Annotated in this window: 16 protein-coding genes; 13 read left to right on the top strand and 3 right to left on the bottom strand. The window is 39.0% G+C overall.

Annotated features, from left to right (window positions below; all coding sequences use genetic code 11):
- On the top strand, nucleotides 1–109 hold a 109-nt coding region (locus tag AX662_RS09330; protein ID WP_156430707.1), incomplete at its 5' end, for an LPXTG cell wall anchor domain-containing protein.
- A 201-nt stretch (nucleotides 110–310) separates the two neighbouring features.
- Here AX662_RS09330 and AX662_RS09325 read toward each other — a convergent pair.
- Nucleotides 311–754, bottom strand: coding sequence for a hypothetical protein (locus AX662_RS09325; protein WP_060972273.1), 444 nt, complete (start codon nucleotides 752–754; stop codon nucleotides 311–313).
- A gap of 595 nt (nucleotides 755–1,349) precedes the next feature.
- On the opposite strand from AX662_RS09325, the gene AX662_RS09320 reads away from it, so the two are divergent.
- The 7 genes from AX662_RS09320 to AX662_RS09290 all read left to right on the top strand — a co-directional run bounded on the left by AX662_RS09320 (nucleotide 1,350) and on the right by AX662_RS09290 (nucleotide 15,071).
- On the top strand, nucleotides 1,350–5,690 hold the full coding sequence (locus tag AX662_RS09320) for a glycoside hydrolase family 70 protein (RefSeq protein WP_060972272.1): 4,341 nt from the start codon (nucleotides 1,350–1,352) through the stop codon (nucleotides 5,688–5,690).
- Nucleotides 5,691–6,468: 778 nt separating this feature from the next.
- Complete coding sequence (locus tag AX662_RS09315; RefSeq protein ID WP_060972271.1) at nucleotides 6,469–10,458, top strand: mucin-binding protein; 3,990 nt, start codon at nucleotides 6,469–6,471, stop codon at nucleotides 10,456–10,458.
- Nucleotides 10,459–10,725: 267 nt separating this feature from the next.
- A complete protein-coding gene (locus AX662_RS09310) occupies nucleotides 10,726–11,475 on the top strand; it encodes an MBL fold metallo-hydrolase (protein WP_060972270.1) in 750 nt (249 codons plus the stop codon).
- 137 nt (nucleotides 11,476–11,612) lie between these two features.
- Entirely contained in the window at nucleotides 11,613–12,176 is a 564-nt protein-coding gene (locus AX662_RS09305) for a sugar O-acetyltransferase (protein ID WP_060972269.1), read from the top strand.
- A 149-nt stretch (nucleotides 12,177–12,325) separates the two neighbouring features.
- Nucleotides 12,326–12,736 (top strand): MarR family winged helix-turn-helix transcriptional regulator, encoded by a 411-nt coding sequence (locus AX662_RS09300; RefSeq protein ID WP_060972268.1) that lies wholly within the window; start codon nucleotides 12,326–12,328, stop codon nucleotides 12,734–12,736.
- A 25-nt stretch (nucleotides 12,737–12,761) separates the two neighbouring features.
- The gene (locus AX662_RS09295) at nucleotides 12,762–14,147 is read left to right on the top strand and encodes an MFS transporter (protein WP_060972267.1); all 1,386 of its coding nucleotides are present in this window, start codon (nucleotides 12,762–12,764) and stop codon (nucleotides 14,145–14,147) included.
- 165 nt (nucleotides 14,148–14,312) lie between these two features.
- The gene (locus AX662_RS09290) at nucleotides 14,313–15,071 is read left to right on the top strand and encodes a CPBP family intramembrane glutamic endopeptidase (protein ID WP_060972274.1); all 759 of its coding nucleotides are present in this window, start codon (nucleotides 14,313–14,315) and stop codon (nucleotides 15,069–15,071) included.
- 82 nt (nucleotides 15,072–15,153) lie between these two features.
- Here AX662_RS09290 and AX662_RS09285 read toward each other — a convergent pair whose 3' ends face one another.
- Nucleotides 15,154–16,029 (bottom strand): LysR family transcriptional regulator, encoded by an 876-nt coding sequence (locus AX662_RS09285; RefSeq protein WP_060972266.1) that lies wholly within the window; start codon nucleotides 16,027–16,029, stop codon nucleotides 15,154–15,156.
- Between the two features lie 140 nt (nucleotides 16,030–16,169).
- Nucleotides 16,170–16,520: a helix-turn-helix domain-containing protein gene (locus tag AX662_RS09280; protein WP_060972265.1), complete on the bottom strand. Its 351-nt coding sequence runs from the start codon at nucleotides 16,518–16,520 to the stop codon at nucleotides 16,170–16,172.
- Nucleotides 16,521–16,870: 350 nt separating this feature from the next.
- Between AX662_RS09280 and AX662_RS09275 the strand changes: the two genes are divergently transcribed.
- The 5 genes from AX662_RS09275 to AX662_RS09255 form a co-directional block, all read left to right on the top strand.
- A complete protein-coding gene (locus AX662_RS09275; protein ID WP_060972264.1) occupies nucleotides 16,871–18,496 on the top strand; it encodes a malolactic enzyme in 1,626 nt (541 codons plus the stop codon).
- A gap of 77 nt (nucleotides 18,497–18,573) precedes the next feature.
- On the top strand, nucleotides 18,574–19,521 hold the full coding sequence (locus AX662_RS09270) for an AEC family transporter (RefSeq protein ID WP_060972263.1): 948 nt from the start codon (nucleotides 18,574–18,576) through the stop codon (nucleotides 19,519–19,521).
- A gap of 12 nt (nucleotides 19,522–19,533) precedes the next feature.
- Nucleotides 19,534–20,262: a hypothetical protein gene (locus tag AX662_RS09265; protein ID WP_060972262.1), complete on the top strand. Its 729-nt coding sequence runs from the start codon at nucleotides 19,534–19,536 to the stop codon at nucleotides 20,260–20,262.
- A 124-nt stretch (nucleotides 20,263–20,386) separates the two neighbouring features.
- Complete coding sequence (locus AX662_RS09260) at nucleotides 20,387–21,397, top strand: hypothetical protein (RefSeq protein WP_037600694.1); 1,011 nt, start codon at nucleotides 20,387–20,389, stop codon at nucleotides 21,395–21,397.
- 609 nt (nucleotides 21,398–22,006) lie between these two features.
- Nucleotides 22,007–25,259, top strand: a 3,253-nt coding sequence (locus AX662_RS09255) for a mucin-binding protein (RefSeq protein WP_060972261.1), incomplete at its 3' end; no start/stop codon positions are given.

The following is a 25,259-nucleotide window of genomic DNA, read 5'->3' as shown; positions in this document are numbered from 1 at the left end:
GCTTCCTAAGACTGGTGAGGAAAACTCATCATTGTCAATGGCATTTGGTGCTTTGGCAACTGCAACAGGTCTCGCCTTTCTTGCTAAACGTAAGAAAGGTGAAGAATAGGTCGAAGATTATTCGTATTTCAGAATTGTAATAGTCTTTGCTATGCTTAGATAAGCACAAAAAAACACCTTCATGTTAGCTAACCATTCTAGCTAGAAGGTGTTTTTTGATTTGGAGATGTTGTGATAGTTTCAAAATGGAACAAACCTTTTGAAATACTAACGACTACATAAAAATAGGAGACCACTTAAACAAGGACTCCTATTTGTTGGTTTGCTCATTATCTTGTTTAAACATCACTGTTCCCACAGTTACGAGAATAGTTAACAGAATCGGTATAAATCGAAAAACTCCCCAGTCAGGGTCATAAGCAAAAAGGACAGAAGCTATATAAGAAATGATGCTTGTGTATAAGAAGTTTTTATTACCTTTTTTACGACCAATACCTGTTAAAATAGTTGCAATGATAAAACTAATCAAACTAGGTGCTAGGAAAATTATTATAAGTATTCCCCAAGGATCTGACAGACCTAAGAGCAAGAATAAGACAAGATAGACTATGGCTAAATAAAAGGCAATTGACAGGAGAATAGAAGCAACTCTGTTGTCTGGAGAATTATTCTTAATGAGGTCCGGCTTAATGACCTCTTGACCAGTCTTACCCTTATCTTGGCTTGTGTTGAAGTTTGTATGTTGTACTGACATCTTTCTCACCTACCCCCCTATTTGTATTTAAGTAGGTTAACTCTTTTCACCTTTATTATACTCCTTTTTTTCCTTAGTTTCAGCAAGGTCGATAGGCTTTTGAGCCATTTTTATAAGATGAATTGTTGCTCGTGTTCTGCTTTCTTACTGGCACTATAGGTCCCAATTTAAAGCCCTTACACCTCACTAAGTAATGAATGGCTTAGATAGTTAGAATTTAGTTTTTATATGAGAAGCTAGACTAAAAAAGGCACCATCTTAACAGACCTAATGGTTTGGTAAGGATGGTATTTTTTGTCGCTTTGAGAGAAGTGCCTTAAGGATTTTGTGAATTTTCATTAGATTTCCTTGTAATCCCATTAAAAGAAGTACCTTATCAATAATCATTCTAAATATCTATAGAGTGTCAGTTATCTTTTTCTCAACAACACTAAAATGAGCATGTTTATAATGCTAAACACTCATTTAAAACTAATGTCATTAAAGTAATAAAAGGACTTTTCTAAAAATTATGAAAATTTATCGAATCTTATTGAAAAAAAGCTTTCAATGATTTAGAATGAAGCTATAAATGGGAAAAAGGAGTCTTTTTATTATGGACAAAAAAGTACATTATAAGATGCACAAAGTTAAGAAACAATGGGTAACCATCGCAGTTACAGGGATGTCACTCGGTGCAGTCTCAGCTGTTTCATTAGGGACTAACGACGGTGTCGTTCAGGCCGACGAACACACGGATGCTACTGTAGCCATCCCCGATATTTCTGTTGATACGGGGACTGTATCTAACGATACAACGACTGCTCAGGATCCAACTACAGCAGTTGCAACGACAAACAATGCCGCAACTGACCAAGCAGCTCCAACAGCAACTTTCGATTTGACAACTGATACAACAAATACAGTTGTAGCGAATGCTGTTGATACGGCAGCGACAGTCGGCACTGATCGTGTGGCAACTACAACAGATACAACAGCAACCAACGATACAGCTGTTGATACAACAAATAACAATACTACAACTGATACAACAACAGTTACAGACCGTGCAGCGACACGTGAACGTCGTGCGACTGGTACCCGCCGTGGTCCTACAGGAGGCCGTCGTGCTACTCCAGTTAACGGCAATAATACGGTCACAGTAGTAAATAACGACCTTCCAGCAACTAACAATGTAGTAACTGATGGTCCAAGCCACATCAAAACAATTGATGGAAAACAATACTATGTTGAAGATGACGGTACTATTCGTAAGAACTATGTCCTCGAACGTAACGGCGGAAGCCAATACTTTAACGCTGAGACCGGTGAATTGTCTAACCAAAAAGATTACCGTTTCGACAAGAACGGCGGAACAGGTTCATCAGCTGACAGCACAAACACAAACGTTACTGTAAATGGTGATAAAAATGCCTTTTATGGTACAACTGATAAAGAGATCGAACTTGTTGATGGTTACTTCACTGCCAACACATGGTACCGTCCAAAAGAAATCTTGAAAGATGGTAAAGAGTGGACTGCTTCAACTGAAAATGACAAACGTCCATTGCTTACAGTTTGGTGGCCAAGCAAGGCTATCCAAGCGAGCTACCTCAACTACATGAAGGAGCAAGGTCTCGGTACCAATCAGACCTATACGTCATTCAGCTCACAAACCCAAATGGACCAAGCAGCGCTTGAAGTTCAAAAACGTATTGAAGAACGTATTGCGCGTGAAGGTAACACTGACTGGTTGCGTACAACTATCAAAAATTTCGTGAAGACCCAACCAGGTTGGAATTCAACTTCTGAAAATCTTGATAATAGTGACCACTTGCAAGGTGGTGCCCTTCTCTATAACAACGATAGTCGTACAAGTCATGCTAACTCTGACTATCGTCTCTTGAACCGCACACCAACTAGCCAAACAGGTAAACACAATCCTAAGTATACTAAGGATACAAGTAACGGTGGTTTCGAGTTCTTGTTGGCTAATGATATCGACAACTCAAACCCAGCGGTTCAAGCTGAGCAGTTGAACTGGCTCCACTACATCATGAACATCGGTACTATCACTGGTGGTTCTGAAGATGAAAACTTTGATGGTGTTCGTGTCGATGCCGTGGATAATGTCAATGCTGACCTTCTCCAAATTGCTTCAGATTACTTCAAAGCTAAGTATGGTTCTGATCAAAGCCAAGAACAAGCTATTAAGCACTTGTCTATCTTGGAAGCATGGTCTCACAATGATGCCTACTACAATGAAGACACCAAAGGTGCTCAATTGCCAATGGATGACCCTATGCACTTAGCATTGGTATATTCACTCTTGCGTCCAATTGGTAACCGTTCAGGAGTTGAACCACTCATTTCAAATAGTTTAAATGACCGTTCTGAAAGTGGTAAAAACTCTAAACGTATGGCTAACTACTCATTTGTTCGTGCCCACGATTCAGAGGTACAATCAATCATTGGTCAAATCATCAAAAATGAAATCAACCCTCAATCAACAGGGAATACCTTCACTCTTGATGAAATGAAGAAAGCCTTTGAAATCTACAACAGAGACATGCGTAGTGCCAACAAGCAATACACACAATATAACATCCCATCAGCATATGCCTTGATGCTTACACATAAGGACACTGTGCCACGTGTTTACTATGGAGACATGTACACAGATGATGGTCAATATATGGCTAAAAAATCACCATATTATGATGCTATTGAAACCCTCTTGAAAGGCCGTATCCGCTATGCAGCTGGCGGTCAAGATATGAAGGTTAACTACATCGGTTATGGTAATACTAATGGTTGGGATGCTGCAGGTGTCTTGACATCTGTACGTTATGGTACAGGGGCTAACAGTGCTTCTGATGCTGGTACAGCAGAAACACGCAACCAAGGTATGGCAGTTATCGTTTCAAACCAACCTGCCCTTCGTTTGACAAGTAACTTGACTATTAACATGGGTGCGGCTCACCGTAACCAAGCTTATCGTCCATTGCTTTTGACAACAAACGATGGTGTGGCTACTTACTTGAATGATAGCGATGCTAACGGCATTGTCAAATACACTGATGGTAACGGTAATTTGACATTTAATGCAAACGAAATCCGTGGTATCCGTAATCCTCAAGTTGATGGTTACCTTGCTGTTTGGGTGCCAGTAGGAGCTTCTGAAAATCAAGACGTGCGTGTAGCACCAAGTAAAGAGAAAAACAGCAGTGGTTTGGTTTACGAATCAAATGCTGCCCTTGATTCACAAGTTATCTACGAAGGTTTCTCTAACTTCCAAGACTTCGTTCAAAATCCATCACAATACACTAATAAGAAGATTGCTGAAAATGCTAGTCTCTTCAAATCATGGGGTATTACATCATTCGAACTTGCACCACAATACGTTTCAAGTGATGATGGTACTTTCCTTGACTCAGTCATCCAAAATGGTTATGCCTTTACAGACCGTTATGACATTGCTATGAGTAAGGACAACAAGTATGGTTCATTGGCTGACTTGAAAGCAGCTCTTAAATCACTCCACGCTGTAGGTATCTCAACGATTGCTGACTGGGTTCCAGACCAAATCTACAACCTTCCAGGTGACGAAGTAGTTACTGCAACTCGTGTTAATAACTATGGTGAAACTAAAGATGGCGCAATCATCAACCACAGCCTCTATGCCGCTAAAACACGTACCTTTGGTAATGACTACCAAGGTAAATATGGTGGTGCCTTCCTTGATGAATTGAAACGTCTCTACCCACAAATCTTTGACCGTGTTCAAATCTCTAACGGTAAACGTATGACAACTGACGAGAAGATTACGAAGTGGTCTGCGAAGTACATGAATGGTACTAACATTCTTGACCGTGGTTCAGAGTACGTGCTTAAGAATGGTCTCAACGGTTACTACGGTACAAATGGAGGTAAGGTTAGCCTTCCAAAAGTTGTCGGAAGCAACCAATCAACTAATGGTGATAACCAAAACGGTGATGGTAGTGGTAAATTTGAAAAACGTCTCTTCTCTGTAAGATACCGTTATAACAATGGTCAATATGCTAAGAATGCCTTCATCAAAGATAATGACGGAAATGTCTACTACTTTGATAATACAGGCCGTATGGCAATCGGTGAAAAGACTATCGATGGTAAACAATACTTCTTCCTCGCTAATGGGGTGCAATTGCGTGATGGTTACCGTCAAAACCGTAGAGGTCAAGTCTTCTACTATGATGAAAACGGTGTCTTGAATGCTAACGGCAAACAAGATCCAAAACCAGATAACAACAATAACAACAATACATCAGGTCGCAATCAATTTGTTCAAATTGGTAACAATGTTTGGGCTTACTATGATGGTAATGGTAGACGTGTAACAGGCCACCAAAACATTAATGGTCAAGAGCTCTTCTTCGATAACAATGGTGTCCAAGTTAAAGGGCGTACTGTTAACGAGAATGGAACAATCCGTTACTATGATGCAAACTCAGGTGAAATGGCTCGCAACCGTTTTGCTGAAATTGAACCAGGTGTTTGGGCTTACTTCAATAATGATGGAGCAGCCGTAAAAGGTTCACAAAATATCAATGGTCAAAACCTCTACTTTGATCAAAATGGCCGTCAGGTCAAAGGTGCTTTGGCAAACGTAGATGGTAACCTTCGTTATTATGATGTAAACTCAGGTGAGCTCTACCGCAATCAATTCCACGAAATTGATGGTAGCTGGTATTACTTTGATGGTAATGGTAATGCTGTCAAAGGTATGGTTACTATCAACGGACAAAACCTCCTCTTTGATAACAATGGTAAGCAAATCAAAGGTCATTTGGTTCGTGTGAACGGCGTTGTTCGTTACTATGATCCAAATTCAGGTGAGATGGCTGTTAACCGTTGGGTTGAAGTGAGTCCAGGATGGTGGGTTTACTTTGACGCTCAAGGCCGAGGACAAATCTAATCGTTTCCAAACTGTATGAACCGAGACAGTAGTCTCGGTTTTTATGGCATAACTGGGTTTCCGTAAAGACTTAAATGTGGACTGTGAAAAGTCATTTAACCCTTTTCTTGGCTGAGTTGTGAAATACCTCTGACTATTTGGTGCCCAGAATGACATCAAAATAGCCTAATCCAAGTAACTATTATTAATACATAATTTAATACGAGAAAACTTTGAATATAGGGATTTTTATTAAATGGTTCCAATCTATTGACGAAGTGTCAAAGTCAATCTATACTAAAGGTAATGCTAGTTATCTATTGGCATTTCATAGTCGAGGACTAGGCACGGACCTTGTCTGTGTCATTCTCTTAGGTTGTTCCCTTACAACTAAGGTAAGGTTTTAGCTTTTGAAAGATGAGAAGTAGTTGTAATCGTTTTAAGTGTATTTCTTGTAAGAGTGTCTCTAGGGAGAGAAACTACCATTAAAGACCTATCATTTAAGTTATAGAGGGAATCTCATTTTGATGCCACTTTCGTAAACTACTTGATAGATATTGCACATTGAAGCACTATTTTTTCACTTAGGGGTTAAAATGATTAAAGTTCTTACACCTTACTTGTAAAAATTCGATTCTCGTATTATAGTATATATAAGAGATATCAAAAATTTTAATCTTTGATAAGAACTTGTGAGCTTCTCTGAGGGAAAATGAAATCTTAATGGAAAAGATTTCCATGAGAACTTAGCAAGTAAAGGATTTTATTTCTCATAAAAAAGTAGAAAGGGGGAGTATTTTTGAGAGCCTATAGGGAAAATGCGACTGAGGCAGCGGCTAAGGCTAAAACCGCCGAAGCGCATAATGCACGTAAGTCAGCGGACTCTGACTTAGTTGATACTATAGATCTTTCTAATTTATTGACTAACCCAAAAAGTCGCTCTGACCACAGTGCCCCCTCTCCATTAGATTTTGCCAGAGCTGACGAAGCCCTCTTTGATAACCATGCTCAATCGGAAACTGTAAGGATTCCATCCAAGCAGGAGATTATCTTTCAAGGAGCGGATTCGCAAACTCCAGATCCTGAAGTCATGGAAAACCATGTCTTTACTGGGACTAGAGATGGGAAGACTGGTTTAATCGAATGGGACAAGGACAGCTATACCTATCCTAAGATATCGGTACCAGTTGTTCAGGGCTATTTCGCTGACCAAAAGGAAGCGGGTTTTAACGTTGTCACGCCCTATGTGCCAACGGTAACGGAACATGTGACCTATAGGAAATTGGGACGCATTATCCCTGTGACAGAAGATGGGGAATATATTCCAGGTGCTTTGACTAAGCAGTATAACAATAACAAAAAAGATCCACGAAAGGCGGGTGAGACAGCAACACCAGCTGTTCAAGATTATATGACAGATATTAAAAGTGTAGTACCGAACAAACCAGGAGCGGACACTCCGGTTGTGTATCGTAAAATTTTCAAGAAAGCCAGCATCACTTATATTGATGAAACTACCGGTGCTTACTTGGTTAGTGACCAGTTGACCGGTGAATTGGGTGAAGCGATTGAATACGGGACAGCAACACGTATCAAGACTTTCAAGGACATGGGATATGACTTGATTCAGGACGAATTCCCTAAAGATGCCATTTTTGATGATAAAGATATTGATGATCAAGAGTGGTTCGTCCTCTTGCAACACGATGTTGCCAAGGTGGGACCTGAAAATGAACAAGTCCCAGATACTCCAATCAATCCTAACAATCCAGATGGACCTAAATGGCCATCTAAGTATGCTTACGAAAAAGAAGTAAGCTTCACAGTCTTTTACAGAAGTACAGATGGCAATGCGGATTTGCCAGATGCTGATGTGCAAAAGGCTTATTGGGTGCGTACTCTTACCTTCGACAAGGTTACAGGTGAGCTTGTTGATGAGACAGAGTGGTCTCCAAACAAAACCAAGTATTATGATATCTATGCACCAGTAGTTTTAGGCTATTTTGCGGATAGAGTAGAAGTTAAGGGTAGAGATGTTACTGAGGATAATATAGAAGAAACCGTTACCTACGTTCCACTTGGTAAGATTATCCCTATTGATGCGAATGGACGCTTGATTCCAAACGTGCCAACGCCAACCTTTAACAATGATGCCAATAACCCAACCAAGGTTAGTGAGACTCTTGTTCCTCACATTCCGGGTTACCGTCCAATGCAACAAAGTGTCATGCCTGAGAGCTTGACAGACGATATTCTTGTTGAGTACGCTCCAATCCTTGAAGATGTAACGCAACCAACCTTGCAAACTGTCTTCTTCAAAGGTGCTGGCGAAGCAACACCGTCTGTTAATATTCAGTCTGACTTCACCTTCACTGGTAAGTACAACCAAGCAGAAGATACTTACACTTGGGATCAAGACAGCTATACTTTCGCTAAGGTCAATGTTCCAGTTATCGAAGGTTACTTTGCGGACAAGGCAGTTGCTGGTATGCAGGTTGTTACACCTGATAAACCAGAAGCAACAGATAGTGTTGCCTATAAAGAGCTTGGTAAGATTATCCCTGTTGATAGCTTTGGTAATCCAATCGCAGATGCAGAGCCAGTTCATTATGCTAATGATCCTCAAGATGCTACGCAAGTTATTGAGACACCAGCACCACAAGTTGCTGGCTACCAAGCTGAAAGTGAATTGGTATTGCCAATTGACCTCAGCATGGACCAAACATTGGTTTACGAGCCAATCTTGGATGATATCACGCAAGATACGAAACAAACGGTTACCTTCCAAGGTGCAGGCTACAAAGATCCAGTTATCAACATTCAAGATAGCTTCAGCTTCCACGGTAAATTTAACCAAGTGGAACAAACAAGCACTTGGAATCAAGACAGCTTCACTTATGATGTTGTAGAAGTTCCAGTTGTAGATGGCTTCTATGCGGATAAACGTCAAGCTGGTGGTCTTGAAGTTCGCCCAGACCTTCCAGAAGTGGAAGATACAGTAACTTACACAGAGCTTGGTAAGATTATTCCAGTAGATGAGTATGGTACACCTATTGAAAATGCACCTACTCCAAGCTATAACAACGATCCTGAAGATCCGACCATGGCTATGGAAACAGTTGTTCCAGATGTTCTTGGTTACATTTCTGAAAAGGCCTTTATTACTCCAGAACACCCAGGTCAAGATACCAACGTGGTTTATGCTAAGGATGAGCAAAAAGCTATTATCCTTTACATGAATGAGCTTGATAAGTCCGAATTGACTCGTGATGTCGTCGTCGGAAGCTCAGGTGAGAAGATTGACTACTCTACTGATGAACAAATCGCAAACTTGCTCAAACAAGGTTACGAGCTCGTCAACGATGGTTATGCAGAAGCCTTTGACCACACTTACAATGGTGACTCTGACTTTGATCAAGTCTTCGAAGTTGTTCTTCGTGAACGTTTGGTTCTTATTGACCCAGATATGCCAGCACCAGTTGCAGGTGAAGTCGTAGATCCAAACGATGTGAATAGCCCAGTTTGGCCAAATAGCGTAGAGATGCTTGAAAACCGTGCCGATGTGACACGTACAATCCAGTATGTCTTCGAAGAAGGTGGCTTGGCTAGCGACGACTACGTTGAAGTTCTTGATTTCAAACGTTTGGCTAATGTTAACCTTGTGACAGGCGCTATCAATTATGAAGCATGGTCAAGTACTCAAGCTGGCTTCTCAGCTGTACCTTCTCCAGAGGTTGTCGGATTTACACCAGACCGTATGGAAGTAGCCGAAATGACAGATGTTTCTGTAGAAACACCTGAAATCATGGAAGTAGTAACTTACCTTAAGGATGCTCAGAAAGCTACAGTTACTTATGTTGACGGTACAACTCGTAAGAAACTTGAAGTGGTCGACTTGCTTGGTAAATCAGGCGAAGTTATCGATTACTCAACAATCGAGCGCATCAAGTACTACAGTGATCGTGGTTATACCCTCCTTGCGGATGGTTTCACAAACGGTGTTATCTTTGACGGTGATTCACATGTTGACCAAAACTTCATGGTTACCCTTCGTCATGGTACTGTTCAAGTAGGTCCAGATAACATCCAAGAAGCTGGTACACCAATCAACCCAGCAAATCCTGATGGTGCTAAATGGCCAGAACGTGAAAGCTATATCAAAGATGTTACCTTCACAGTTCTCTACACATCTAGCGATGGACAAGCAGAACTTCCTGCCAATAACATCCAAACTGCTCAATGGACACGTAGCTTGACTATTGATAAGGTTACAGGTGAAGAACTTGGTTCAAGCTACTGGACTTCAAATAAAGGTCAGTTTGAAACAGTTATCACCCCTGAAGTAGAAGGCTATAGCGCTGATAAGGACAAGGTTGAAGGTAAGACAGTAGGTCAACGTAACCTTGAAGAAACCGTTGTTTATATCCCGCTTACAGGCGATATCAATGGTAAACCTAAAGAAAACAAGGCAGACGATATTGTTGTTGAAGAGGTTCAAGACCTAGAAGTTCTCGACCAAGTCGAAGAACAAGTGGAATCTCATGAGGGACCAGTAACTTATGGACCAGGCGATGACTTTGAAGCACCTGTTTCAAGTCAAGCTGAGGGTAAAGGATCTAAACACAAGATGCCAATTAATCTCTCAAATGAGGAAGAAGCAAGTAAAGGTAAGATTGAAGAAACCATCAATATCGCAGGCTTCACCGTATCGGTAACAGGCCTAGGACTTGGCCGCAACGGACGTAAGAAGAAAAATAAAAAAGATTACAAAGATCAAAAAGACAAATAATATAAAGACCTGAATGACTCAGGCATGCCCAGACAGAAAGAAAATCTCAAGTTGCATAGAGCACTTGGGATTTTTTTGTAGATTGGGTAAGTGAGGTCTGTGGTTGAATATTAAGCATTATCAAAATAAAAGAAGGTATCTAAACATATACTGATATTGATTAAATTGATGATAAAAACTATAATCTAGTTACAAGTGTTATGTACTTAAATGTTCATTCAAATACTGTTAAATTTAACTTACAGCTTGTTTTAAAAAAGAGGTACCATGTCTATTTCGTTTACTTATTATGGCGTTGCATGTGGCGTCATCTCCATTGATAATCAATTTTATATCGGAATTGATCCTGATTTATCACCTAAAGGAACCTTAGTCCAGTTTAAAGGATTTGTTTCCGAGAAACAAACTGATGTTCATAAGGATAAGTCTCTTCTTAGTAAAGTTGATGTATGGCTAATTACTCATGGGCATCAAGATCATTTGGATGATGTAGGGAAAGATTATTTGAAGGGTAAAACAGTCATTTCTCCTAATAAGAAAATCTTAAATGGCGTGTCATGCTTAAATAATAGTGTTTTAAAATGGGGAGAAGAACAATCATTTCAAGTCGCTGATTACTTTATCACCATTAAAGCTTTACCAGCTTATCATGCCAGCAACTACATCATACGAAAGATTGTTGGTAAAGTGAATGGTTATCAAATATCAATTACAAGTTCGTCAGAAACTAAAGTCATTTATTTTACCGGTGATACTGTTTTGTACCCAGACTTAACAAAAAATGTTCCTAAAAATATAGATGCCATATTTGCTAATTTAGGTGCTGTAAAATCAGGTTCATTTGGTGGACCATTTACCATGGACTTGAAGATGTTAAATCGAATGAAAGATCTCCTTCAACCTAAAAGGATTTATCCCATTCATATAGATGATTATAGTCATTACAAGACAACTAAAAAAGAAGTTGAAGCAGCAGGCTATAGGGTTTTAGCTGTTGGTGAGACCATCGATATATAATTTATTGAGCGAATTGAATACTCTACTAAAATGAACTTGTTTATGGCATTCTTACTCACGTTTGCATTGTAGTCTCGCTTGTGGTAACATCACTTCTATACTACAATATAGGAAAACAACCACAAAAGGAGTATGCCATGCCGACAGAATATGAAAAAATGATTGCGGGTGAGTTTTATAAACCTAGCGACCCTGAGTTACGTGCCCTAGCAGCTAAATCCAGAGAAAACCAAATGGCCTTTAATGTGGAACCTGACCGTCTCAAGAGGGCAGAGATTGTCAAATCTTGGTTTGGTTCGACTGGTCAAAATATTGCCATGAATCCTCAGTTCGTTACGGATTATGGTGTTAATATTCATCTAGGTGAAAATTTTTACTCTAACTGGAATTTGACTATGCTGGATATTTGTCCTATTACGATTGGCGATAACGCCATGATTGGTCCTAATTGTCAGTTTTTAACACCTCTTCATCCGCTTGATCCAACCGAGCGTAATTCAGGTATTGAGTACGGAGCACCTATTACGATTGGTGATAACTTCTGGGCTGGTGGAGGCGTGACTATTCTTCCAGGCGTTACTTTGGGGAATAATGTAGTGGCTGGAGCAGGAGCAGTTGTAACTAAGTCCTTCGGTGACAATGTGGTGCTAGGTGGAAACCCTGCGCGTGTTATCAAGGAAATTCCTGTAAAGAAAGCCTAATCAAGCAACTCAAGGATTTAAGTCCTTGAGTTTTTTTGAAATCTATTGAAAGTTGAGTGGAGATCTTTTGAAAAGTTATTGACATTAGCTTCTAAAACTTTTATACTAAATAACGCTAGTTAGCTAACAATATAGTTAAGGAGTTATTTTTGGACCATTTTGGACGCTTGTTGAAGCAAGCCAATAACAATATGATGCGCCACTTTGATCAGTTTGCTAGGCAGTATGATTTGACTGGAAATCAGATGGCCATTATCGATTTTATAACCAATCATGCTAATCATGAGGTATTTCAACGTGACATTGAGCACGAATTTGAGATTCAGCGTTCGACAACGACAGTTCTCTTACAACGGATGGAGAAAAAAGGCCTTATCGAACGACATACCTCATCGAAAGACGCTAGGCAAAAAGCGGTTGTTTTAACGGATAAGGCAGTAAAAATCGCGTCTGCCTGCCAATCCTATCTTCGAAAAGAAGAGGAAGAGTTTGCCCAGCAATTTTCATCTGAAGAGAGAGAAGTCTTTCTCAAAATCTTACAACACTACCGCAATATTTAAGTTTATATAGGAGGAACAAATACTTATGTCAGACGAAAAAATCTCCACTAAGATCCTGTGTGCCATCTTTGCGACAGGAATCCTTTCTTTTTGTGGAGTGGCTGGTGAAACAGCTATGAACATCACCTTTCCTGTATTGATGAAGGCATTTTCGGTTAATACGTCAACAGTACAGTGGGTTACAACCATCTACCTATTAGTCGTTGCTTGCGTGGTGCCCTTATCTGCCTATCTCAAGCGCTCGTTTAAGATGAAAACCATCTTTCTTGTCGCAAACCTTTTGTCTATCTTAGGTGTTCTCATTGACTTTATAGCTCCTAGTTTTAGCTTTGTTGTTTTGGGACGATTGGTTCAAGGGATGGGAGTTGGTTTTGCCCTACCTCTCATGTTTAACATCATTTTGGAGCAGGTGCCAAGTCGTAAGATTGGTCTCATGATGGGAGTTGGGACACTGATTACAGCAGTTGCACCGGCGATTGGACCAACTGTTGGTGGACTTTTGACGGCACATTTTGGTTGGCGTTCTATCTTCCTCATTCAGTTTCCTATTCTCTTGGCTTCACTGATTGCAGGGCTTCGCTCGATTGAGCAAAAGAGTGAGGTTAAACGTGAATCTTTAGATATCCTCAGTCTACTGGCTACCATCTTTCTTTTCTTGGGCCTGATTTTAGGTCTTCATGGGGTTGCTGAACATGCCTTCTTCAGCTTCTCAGTCTTAGGTTGGCTTTTGATTGGGATCTTAGGTCTTGTCATTTTGATTTGGCGTTCTACAACATTAGAAAATCCCATCATCAACCTCTCTATTTTGAAAAATCGTAAACTGACAGGTCATATCATCGCTTTCTTTTCTTTCCAATTGGGTTCCCTTGCGATGAGTTTCCTCTTGCCAAACTATGTGCAGTTGGTTAACAACTCTAATACCACTCTTGCAGCCTTGATGCTCCTCCCAGGAGCTATCATTGGTGCAGGATTTGCTCCGTTTTCGGGTATCATTTTAGATAAGATGGGAGCTCGTAAACCAATTCTGATTGGAGCAAGCCTTATCGTTCTTGCTCAGTTGCTATTTAGCTTGTTTGGTCTCTCCCTTTCAAATACTTTGATTCTCGCCTTTTACATGATTTTCATGACGGGACTTGGGGTTGTCTTTGGTAATGTCATGACCAATGGACAGAAACAACTGTCGCTTGATCAACGAGCCGATGCTAATGCCATCTTTAACACCCTCCAACAATTTGCAGGAGCAGTGGGAACAACACTAGCATCTCTAATTGTTGCTATGAGTCAAGCTAACCACAAGATTGACTTTGCACGAGCAACGGCTCAAGGTAGTCGAAATGGCTTTGTGGTCCTATTTGTTTTGGCTATTTTCCAACTCCTTGTCTTAGTTAGTGTTGTTAAAAAGAATGATTAATAACAAGTTTGAAGCAAAGGAAACATGCTTTCCCTTGCTTTTTCTTTCCTTAAGCGAACTACTAATTTTACTGCAAATTTTAGTGTTAGTTTAAGGATTATGACTTATAATAAGTTTAAAGAAAAAAAGACCTTTCGTTGTAGATACGAGGAAGAAGGAGAGACTATGTCTTTACTCAAGAAAATGCGTCCCGAACAATCCCTAAAGAATCTGAGGTGGTTTGATATCGGTATTGTTACGCTCATTATGTTTGGACAGTTTATCGTGCGTTCAACCGAAATATATTTGGCGAGTTTGGCTCCAAGCGTTTCCACAGCAATCAGTGAGACATCAACCAATACAGCCAGTGAAGGAGCAGGCTATTCAAGTAATTTCACCTTGCAGATTATTCTCCTAGCCTTAGCGATTATTTACCTCTGGATACGTCATTTTGACTTTAAACAATTACCTATACGCCTAAAGTGGTCTGTTCTTTTTTGGGTACCCTTTATTTTCGCTATTATGGGCTTGTTCGCCGATATGGTTAGCACCTTGTCAGGACAGTATAATTACTTTAGTCCTCAAGTTTTAGCCTTTGTTAGCCCTATGGCCGTGCTTAATAAATTTATGGCTTTGTCACCTATGGCCATTGCCTACGGACTGTTAAACGGTTTCTACGAGGAATTTTTCTTCTTAGGGCTCTTGACCTCAGTAAAGGAGAAGTATAAGTGGTGGGTCTTGCTCTTTTCAACCCTTGTCCGTGTGTCCTTTCATACCTATCAGGGCATGCTATGGGCTCTGGTTATTGGTGTGGTCTTTGGTATACTCTATTATTTTCTGTATAAATACAAGGTTAAAAACCTCCTTCCATTCTTCCTAGCTCATGCTTTAGCGGATATGTTTGGCTCAAGCCTCATTTATCTCTTGGTCAACTGGAATTATTAGTACAACAACTCCCCTCGTTTAAGTACGAGAGGAGTTTTCTTTTATTGTTAGATGTATCTTAATGAGCTTAGTATTATCGCTTTTAATTTAATAATTCTTTGAAGAAGTTTTCTACTTCAGGATGAAGATTATTTTCCTTAAGTGTAACTAGTGAAACATAAAGCGACATGCGTTCATCTTTAACCATTGGGATAGCAATTAAATCTTTGTCTTCCTTTGTTATAGCGATTTCAGAAAGGAGACTGATACCAATTTTTTTACGAAGGAGTTGCTTAAGCAAATTAATATCATCTGTTTGAAAGAATGGTGTTGCAGCATGATGATAGTGATCATTCAAATGTTGAAAAGCTTTTAGATGAACAAAATGTTCGTCTAAAATAATAAAATTTTCATTTAGTACGTCAGAGAAAGCGATAGCTTCCTTATCTACCAATGAGTGGCCTGATGGCAAAATATAATAAAGATCACTTGTCATAAGAGTTTTAACTGAAAATCGTTTATCGATAATCGGTTCTAAGCTTCCCATAAAACTGGCATCTAGTTCTCCCATAGATAAGAGGTTTAGCAGTTCAATAGAACCTTCTTGTATAGGGTGAATATTTCGAAGTGCTGAGACATTCTCAATAAAAGCAGGCTCTTTACGAACAAGATAGTCAATAATAAGAGGCGGAAACCCAATTGTATTATAGGAAGAAAGGCTTCGAAGTATTTCTTTTTGGGCACCTTGCATTTCTGGAAGAGCTTTCTTTACATGACGTAATAATATATCACCTTGTGGAGTTAGCTTAAATGTCCTATGTGAGGGATCATGCACAAGTAATTGGCAATGAAACTCCTTTTCTAAACGTTTAATGGCATAAGAAATAGATGGTTGACTCACCCCGTTTTTTCGAGCTACTTCAGTGAAAGATTGTAGCTTGCTTAGGTCATAAAAGTAGTTTAAGTCTTTAAGATTCATAAAATCACACTTTCAAAAAATTGTTAAAAAAAGTTACATAGACAAGACTAGATGAGACGATAAGTAAATATTATCCGTAGTGACGTGTTTGACTATAACTTTTTTATTGAGTTAGAATGTGGTGATGAGTCAGGAGATGATTATAGGTTATCAAGAATATCTTCAAATATGGCTAGGATTTTCTCCCTTTTATCAAGAGGAACTTGTTTCAGCTTCATGTTAACTCTTTTCAATGAGAGGTTATCGGTTTGGTCAGTGGTGGCCTCGAGACTATCGAAATTGAAAAAATCCTCCGGTGTCAAGTTTAAGGCGACAATCACTTTTTCTAGACTGTGAATGGTCAGATTCACATTTTGGTTCTCTAATTGATTGATATACTTGAGTCCGAGTCCTGCCTGTTCCGAAAGTTCCTCCTGGCTCATTTTGTTTTGTTTACGAAAATATTTCACTTTTTGTGAAATATATTTTTGTAGATAATTATTAGTTGTCATATAAACAGAATACAAGTTTTAAATGACAAAAATAACTTTTTAAACAATACAAAGTATACTATAAAATCCATATTATTGTTTATTAGTTCAATATGCTAGTCTCTATTAGTACCATCACAATTGTTGCTACTATATAGCCTGTAAAACAAATGTGTTATACGGTTAGGCACAGATAAAGTGGTTGTCCATTTGTATCTGGAGGAAAGATGATAACTGGTTGTATAGTTGATTCTGTCATAATTCTTTTTGCCCATTATAACATAAAAGAAATGAGTGGACACTATAAAGCACATTGTTCTTTAAAACGACTATTTTAAGTAGTATAATATGAGTAAAAAGGAGGTTGCACTATGACTGCACATGATATTTTAAACAACCCTTTCCTCAATAAAGGTACTGCCTTTACCTTAGAGGAGCGAAAGGAACTAGGCCTTATTGGTTTACTGCCACCGTATGTTCAAACGATTGAAGAACAAGCGGCGCAAACTTATGCGCAAATGCGAACAAAGGTCAATGATTTGGAAAAACGTTTGTTCTTAATGGAAATCTTTAATACAAATCGAACTCTTTTCTATTACCTTTTTGCTCAGCATTTGGAAGAATTCAATCCAATTGTCTATGACCCAACCATTGCCGATACTATTGAAGGTTATAGTGACCTCTTTGTAGATCCACAATATGCGGCATATCTTGATATCAATCATCCTGAAAATATTGAAGCCACTTTGAAAAATGCTGCCGGCGATCGCGAGATTCGTCTCATTGTAGTGACAGATGCAGAAGGAATCCTTGGGATCGGTGACTGGGGAACAAATGGTGTCGATATTTCTGTTGGGAAATTGATGGTCTATACGGGTGCTGCAGGAATTGATCCTTCTATGGTCCTTCCTTTAGTCATTGATGCAGGGACTAACCGTGAAGAACTTCGTAACAATCCTAATTACTTAGGAAATCGTCACGAACGGGTCCGCGGAGATCGTTACTACGACTTCATTGACCAATTCGTTCAAACAGCAGAACGTCTCTTTCCTAAACTCTACCTTCACTGGGAAGATTTCGGTCGCTTGAATGCTGCCAATATTCTTGAAAAATACCGGAAACAAATTCCGACTTTTAATGATGATATTCAAGGTACAGGAATCGTTACCTTAGGTGGTATCTTTGGTTCATTGGATATTAGTGGTGAAAAATTAACCGATCAAGTTTATCTCTGCTATGGTGGTGGTACTGCGGGTGCAGGAATTGCCTCTCGTGTTCTTCGTGAAATGGTGAGTGAAGGTCTTTCTGAAGAAGAAGCCTATAAACGTTTCTTTATGGTTGATAAACAAGGTCTTCTCTTTGATGACATGGATGACCTAACTCCTGAACAAAAACCGTTTGCTAAGAAACGTGCTGACTTTAGCAACGCAGACAAGTTGACTGACCTACTTGAAGTAGTGAAGACTGTGAAACCAACCATTCTTGTAGGAACTTCAACTCAACCTAATACCTTCACTAAAGAAATTGTAGAAGCTATGTGCGAAAATACTGAACGTCCAATGATATTCCCATTATCAAATCCAACCAAGCTAGCAGAAGCTAGTGCTAAAGATTTGATCGAATGGTCAGATGGTAAGGCTTTTGTCGCAACAGGAATTCCTGCTGATACGGTTTCTTATAAAGGTGTAGACTATGTGATTGGTCAAGCCAATAATGCCTTGATTTACCCAGGTCTTGGTCTAGGTATGCTGGCTTCTGAAGCAAGTCTTTTGACAGATGAAATGATTGGAGCGGCGGCTCATTCGTTGAGTGGTATTGTCAATCCAGGTCAACCGGGAGCTCCTGTCTTGCCACCATTCAAGTATGTAGCAGATGTTTCTATTAAAGTAGCAGAAGCAGTAGCTAAAAAAGCGCAAGAACAAGGTCTTGCGCGTGCCAAGGAAACAGATATGGCTAAAGCAGTTCGTGATTTGAAATGGTATCCAGAGTATAAATAATTCATTTTTGCTTCCTATCCTTCGCTAGCGACAGGTTTGTATGGGCTATGGACTTAAGTAATTTAGAAAGGATACCTATGTCACTTTTTTTAACCTCGATTACGAGTATCATTCCGATTATCGCTATCATCATTTTGGGATATATTCTGCAGGTGAAAGGATGGTTTGGAGATAGTTTTGGTCCAAACCTATCTCGTTTGATCATGAATGTTGCCTTGCCAGCGTCAATCTTTGTGTCGGTGATGAAATACCTAACACTAGATAAGCTAATCAGTCTCTCTGGAGGCCTCCTTTATACTTTTGTAGCATTTATCTTGGGATATGTCGTAGCTTATATTGCAGTTATACTTTTCAAGGTCCGTCCAGGACGTCGAGGAACCATGATTAATACCTTTGTGAATGCCAATACTATTTTTATTGGTTTACCACTAAACGTTGCTCTTTTTGGGGATCAGGCGCTTCCTTACTTCTTAATTTACTATATCACCAATACGATTTCTACCTGGACATTGGGCGTGTATTTGATGACGAGCGACAGTAAATCGGGTCAAAGCAAAGAGACAACAAAATTCGACTGGAAGAAATTACTACCAGCTCCGCTTGTTGGTTTTCTTGTAGCTCTACTATTTTTGATTCTCCGAATTTCTATTCCAGATTTCGCAACGAATACCTTAACTTATGTTGGAAATATCGTCACTCCCCTATCTCTGATTTATATCGGTATTGTTCTTGCAAAGGCAGGCTTGAATACGATTGCTTTTGATAAAGATACAATTGTCGCTTTGGTTGGACGCTTTATCCTAGCTCCTCTGATCATGCTTCTTGTCTTGAAGTTTTTTGGCCCAAATATGGCGACAGTAGAATTTAAGACCTTCATGATTCAGTCCGCTACACCAGCTTTAGCTGTTCTCCCGATCCTTGCTAATCAGGGAAAAGGAGATGTGGAATTCTCTACGAATGTGGTGACTCTAAGTACGGTTCTATTTATCGTTGTTATTCCAATATTACAAACTTTGTTAGGATAAGAGGAAGAGATTGTGAGAACAATTTTGAATGGCGTGAAAAAATGGCAGAGACTTATCAAACTTGTGCTATTTTTATCTATTGCTAGTCTGGTTATTGTAGAGATAATCAGACTTTTTAAGACCATTTCGTTTGATAAGATTGGAGCAATCTTTGGAGAACTATCTCCAATAAAAGTCATTAGTTTAGCTTTGCTTGGTTTTATGGCAGTAGCGCCTATGATGCTCTATGATAGAATTCTAAATAAAGAACTTAATCAGAAACAAAAATTATCTTACTTACTAGAAACAAGTTGGACCATAAATAGCTTGAATAATATGATTGGCTTCGCCGGTTTGGTGGATGTTGGTTTACGATATTCTTTCTATGGAGATGAGGAACGACCTGAAAAAAGTATGCAGGGAATTTCTCGTGTCATACCTTATTTTATGAGTGGTTTCTCCCTGTTTGCACTGTTAAGTTTAGTTTTTATAATTATATTTCCTATTTCAATGGGGATAAAACAGTATTGGCCGGCTCTTTTAGGATCTTGTCTCTATCTTCCAATTATTTTATTTGTTTCAAACAGAAAAAAATGGGTCTATTTTGGTCAATTGAGTGGAAGGACAATTAAATCTTTAGTATTTGCTTCTGGCCTTGATTGGGCTAGCGTATTAAGTTTTTTTCTTTTGGTTGGGTATGCTTTAGGCTATAATTTACCAATTTATGATATAATCCCCCTCAAGGGATTTAGTTCTGTGTAAAACGGAGCTAAATCCTTTTTATATAGTAAAATCAATACCATTAGGAAATGATTTGATTTTTATTAAAAATATGAGATAATAGATTCGGACTAAGTTTAAACAGCAATTTTAGAGGGAGACAATTATGTCAAAACGACTATTATCGGATGAGCCGAATACCCCCAAATCCCTTAAGGAGCTTTTCTGGGAAAATGCGGAAAAAGCTCGTATGGGGGAATTTTGGAAAGACAAGAAGAGTTACAAAGAGCTTTCAGAAGCTACGGGGATTCCGTCAGGAAGCCTTCGGATGCTTTTCATGAACAAGCCTAAGGGAAATATTCCAAAGATTGTAACCATTACTAACGGTCTGTCCAAGGTGACTGGGAAAAACATTACACTTGGGAAGCTCTTAGCTCGAGATAATCAGCATGAGGGTTTTGAGTTTCCAAGAAATCCTGATCAGGTCACCCAGAACTTGTGGCACAACATTCGCAAGAAGTTGGAAATCACGGAAGATATGGCTGAGGGGGAAGTCAGAGAACGCATGACAGCCTTTGTAGTCTCATCTGGTATGGCTCAAACCAACTATAACCTGATCAATCAAACAGGAACGGTATCGCTTGATACTTTGGAAAAATTTTCTAAAAGGCTTAGAGTCGAGCCTTATGAATTATTAGCTACCATAAGACGAAGGGAGATTGTTGATAAGGTTGAAGGTCCTGTTCCTAAGGAAAATGTTAGCGACTCCCACATTGATATTGGCAAGCTTAATACTTTCATTAAATCACAACCTTACTCGCCCAATGGTCAAGAGGTGGCATCTGCAGACTTAAGCCCACAGAATCTCTATCATTATTATGCCAAGGGAAATGTCGGAGATATGCCCATAAAAACAGCCTATAAGTTTAAAAGACTTGTGGATATCTATGAAGCAGAATATGGTATTCTTGAACCTTCAAGCAGGGTATTAGATGTCAAGGAACTGGAAAAATTCCTTTATAGTGGCATGATTACTGGCTATGCCATTGCTAAAACAGGGTTGATGAATGCGACCAATGGAAATCTCTATATCAAGGGCAAACGTCCTATCGAATCCATGCAACTGGATCGTGCCTTCGGTCTCTATAAACACCTAAAAAGACTGAAAAAGGACTAATAAATTCTTTACCAAACAAAAAGCCAAAATCAGCATTCTGATTTTGGCTTTTTGTTTGTTTTTTTATCTGTATGACTAGTAAGAATAATTTTAGTCGATTTTCTTACATTTCTTACATTTCTTACATTTCTTACAATTGCTTCACACGTCCATTTTCATCAAAATGATAAGTCACACCATTGATGGTACGAGTTTGGTTGGTTACGAGAAATATCTTGACTACTCTTAGTGTTCTTTTCAAAGTAAAGTAGGACACATCATTAAGAAATAGCACGTTTTATTAATCAAAACTTTTATAAATTAGGTATATTTTAATTTACTGCAAATAATATAAATTTATTATAAATTATAATGTATTATTAATTTATAATCTTCATAACTATGTTGGATATGTGTTGTTAAATTATGAAAATAAGATGATTGTTTGTTGTAATCTTTGTTTCATTATGTTAAACGACATATATACTGTATCGTTATAAAAATCGTACTAGTGTAAAAAAAACAGAAAATTTTATTGACAGTTAAATTATAAAGGGGTAGAATACGGTTACAGCATAAATGTTAAGCAACAGCAATTGAATCATAATTCAATTGGGAGGAATTTATGAAATGAAAGATTTTTTTAATCGACGCCAACGTTTTTCTTTGAGAAAATATTCAATCGGCGTTTGCTCAGTGCTTTTGGGAACAGCACTGTTTGCAGCACATGGTGCACAAGCTGATGAGCTTGCCAGTACCGACACACCGGTAACACCAGAGGAATCTGTTACCGGCGATGATTCGAGTAGTTTAGTAACTACTTCAACAACAACGGCACAACAGACAGATCCTACGTCTGTTGTTTCAGCATCTACTGAACCATCTGCAACACTTGATTTAACTCCAAGTGTAACAACTTCTGCGGATGCATCAACAGGAGAAACAACAAATACACAGGCTGAGACAGCAAAAGAATCTAATGAGTCTGTTTCAGAATCATCTGTTGAGAATCATTCAGATAAAGTGAGTCAAACTGATAGTTACGAAAATTCATCTGATAAAACTCAAAAGTCATCTAATTCGGATGATTCTAATCGTTCTAGTCGTACGCGTCGTGATACGAGTGCAGCAGCATCAGCTTCATCAACAGTAGCAGTAGATGCTCAGAAAGAAGTATCTAGTTGGAGTGAATTTGTTGCAGCACTTCAAGACAGTAGTATTAAAGAAATTACCGTTAAAGGTAATATTGTAGCAGCAGGTGATAATGGTAATACGGATAATGGGCGTTCAGGATCTGTTGACCGTAAAATCACTATTAACACTCAAGCACGTCCACTTACAATCAAAGGTGAAAATCAAAATGCTAGTCTAGATCTTTTGTCAAATACCTTAGAATTAACTGGTGCAGCTTGGGAGCTTAACTTCAAAAACCTTAAATTGGCATCAGCTAACTCAAAGGGACCTGTTGATTTATCTAAGACAAGTGGTCCAAATACTGTTACTTTTGACAATGTAACCAGTGTTGGTTCATCACTTTATGGTGGTGGTGGAAACACCAATGTTGTTATTAAAGGAAATACAACATCAACTGTTAGTGATAGCTATCAATCTGGAAATGGACAAACTCAGTATGTTCAACGTAACGTGGGACAAGCTGGTAGATCAGATAAACGTCGTGAATCAAACATTCATGATGCTAAAGCTGTTATTGTTTCTGAGGGGGCTAGTCTAACACTTAACCGTTCTTCTCAAGGGGATGCAATCACTCTTGAAAGTGGCGCTAAAGTTAGTGTTCAAGATAGAGCTAACCTAACCATTAACATGAACACTGATAACGCTACAGATAGTGCTCGATATCATAATGCTGGTATCTTTATGGCAGATGGCGGTACAGTGGAAACAGGTAAAGAGTCAAAACTTGTACTTAACACTAGTATCGGACAAGGTATTTCGCTTGGTGTCAATCGACCTGGAGATGGTGTAACAGATAAAGATCGTTTCGGTGGTTATGGTGCTGGAAATAGCAATCGTAAGAATGGTCCAAGTAAAGTTATTATCGGTGACGGTGCGACCTTTGAATTAAATGGTCGTGATGGTGTGATGGCCGGTAATAATGCTGAGTTTACAACGGGTGCAACTTCTAAAGTTCGTTTTGAAAATAAAGGCCGTGGTGTTGCGATTGACCTTGGTAATAATTCGAAAGTTAATTTTGGTAAAAATTCTACCAATACATTCCACTCAGTAGGTAAAGGTCCTAAGAGTGGAGGAGGCCCTTCAGGAAGCTATGACGGTTATAACTATATTGGTCTAAATGAAAATGGTCGCATTGTCGTAGATGACTATGCAACATTCCGTGTACAAATGGATGATCGCGGTGATAATGCTTGGGACGATGTTATTTCACTTGGTTCTGAGAATGGACACAAGGATCAACCGTTATTCCAGGCTAATAAGGGTTCTATCGTAGACATTCGAGATGATAATACTAACTACTATGCTGAATTGATTTCAGTAGCGTTGGGGAATAGTTCTAATACCTTTTTCCAATTTAACAATCCACTTTATGTCTCATTACTACGTTATACTAGATCAGACGGTCTCTCAGCTGGAGAGGTGACTGGTAAATTGCCTGCATCTACTCCTCAAGGTAATAACCCTGAAGATATTGGTCATGGTAATATTCTTTATATTTCGAATAAATCAGCTAGTTCAGGTAACCGAGTAGAATTTAACGGTCCAACAGGAACACTCGTTAATCCAGGTCTTGGAACATATACTGTTTATTCATTGAATAAAGATGGTAGAGATGCACAAAGTCGTAATAAGCAAAGTTCTGTTTGGACTAATATTCAAGGTGGAGCATTGAGTATTGCCGGTTTCCAAAGTAACCATGCTGATATTAATCCTGCAAATGCACAATCAGTTCCAACAGGTTCATCTACAGGTGGTATCTCAGCAACTGACAGAACATATGGTATCGACCCTGTTGGTGATAACCGTCAAAACATTTGGATTTCGAACGGCTCAACAATCAATCCTACAGCTATCCATAAAAATGTTATCAAATACGTTTATGAAGATGGCACACCAGTTAAAGATGACGTCATTCAATCATCTGATTGGAATCGTACTCTTGAGGTTGCCATTGATCAGGACCAATTTAAAGATGTTTTGAAGAATTCAACTGTAAGTAATGGTGATGAATTCTTGACTGCTTACAGTAAAGCAAAATACAATGTTGGTGATATCGATGGCGATGGTAAAGCTGATACAGGATGGAGAGTAGCAGGAACGACAAACGATGAGACTGTCAACTATACTGCTGTAACTTCTCCTAAGCTAAGTGGCTATAAGGCAGAAATTTTATCAACTAATGTTCCTGGTCTAAAAGCAGGAGACAATGCAGATAGTGTAGCTGCTTCTTATACTTACAATCCTTCTACTGCGCCAGCAGATACTATCATTGAAACTAGTGCAGGTCGCAGAACAATTTCTGACACTTATTGGCGTAATATTGTAGCTAAATCTGATTTAGGAAGCTATGAAACAGTAGTTGTCTACAAGAAAGAGAAACAGAAAGCGACGATTCATTATGTTGATGTGTCAGCTAATAATAAAGAATTAGCTAGTGATTCTGTTGAAGGTGATTCAGGCGCTACTATTGATTACTCAACTGCTAACAAGATTCAAGAGTTTGTTAATAAAGGATACAAACTAGTGGAAGATGGTTTCACCAAAGCGACAGCAGATGAGAAGAAATATGATAATGATGCTTCTGTAAATCAAGAATTTACTGTTAAGTTAGAACATGATAAAGTTCCAGTTGGGCCAAATGATCCACATAATCCAACAGATCCAATCAATCCAAATGATCCAAACAGTC

Source organism: Streptococcus sp. CCH5-D3 (assembly GCF_001556435.1).
Taxonomy (GTDB): Bacteria; Bacillota; Bacilli; order Lactobacillales; family Streptococcaceae; genus Streptococcus.
This window is presented reverse-complemented; position numbering and strand designations above follow the sequence as displayed.

What these genes read in the sequence shown, in the direction of transcription:
- AX662_RS09325 (WP_060972273.1), bottom strand. Translation starts at nt 754, where the DNA reads ATGTCAGTACAACATACAAACTTCAACACAAGCCAAGATAAGGGTAAG.
- AX662_RS09320 (WP_060972272.1), top strand. Translation starts at nt 1,350, where the DNA reads ATGGACAAAAAAGTACATTATAAGATGCACAAAGTTAAGAAACAATGG.
- AX662_RS09310 (WP_060972270.1), top strand. Translation starts at nt 10,726, where the DNA reads ATGTCTATTTCGTTTACTTATTATGGCGTTGCATGTGGCGTCATCTCC.
- AX662_RS09305 (WP_060972269.1), top strand. Translation starts at nt 11,613, where the DNA reads ATGCCGACAGAATATGAAAAAATGATTGCGGGTGAGTTTTATAAACCT.
- AX662_RS09295 (WP_060972267.1), top strand. Translation starts at nt 12,762, where the DNA reads ATGTCAGACGAAAAAATCTCCACTAAGATCCTGTGTGCCATCTTTGCG.
- AX662_RS09290 (WP_060972274.1), top strand. Translation starts at nt 14,313, where the DNA reads ATGTCTTTACTCAAGAAAATGCGTCCCGAACAATCCCTAAAGAATCTG.
- AX662_RS09285 (WP_060972266.1), bottom strand. Translation starts at nt 16,029, where the DNA reads ATGAATCTTAAAGACTTAAACTACTTTTATGACCTAAGCAAGCTACAA.
- AX662_RS09280 (WP_060972265.1), bottom strand. Translation starts at nt 16,520, where the DNA reads ATGACAACTAATAATTATCTACAAAAATATATTTCACAAAAAGTGAAA.
- AX662_RS09275 (WP_060972264.1), top strand. Translation starts at nt 16,871, where the DNA reads ATGACTGCACATGATATTTTAAACAACCCTTTCCTCAATAAAGGTACT.
- AX662_RS09270 (WP_060972263.1), top strand. Translation starts at nt 18,574, where the DNA reads ATGTCACTTTTTTTAACCTCGATTACGAGTATCATTCCGATTATCGCT.
- AX662_RS09260 (WP_037600694.1), top strand. Translation starts at nt 20,387, where the DNA reads ATGTCAAAACGACTATTATCGGATGAGCCGAATACCCCCAAATCCCTT.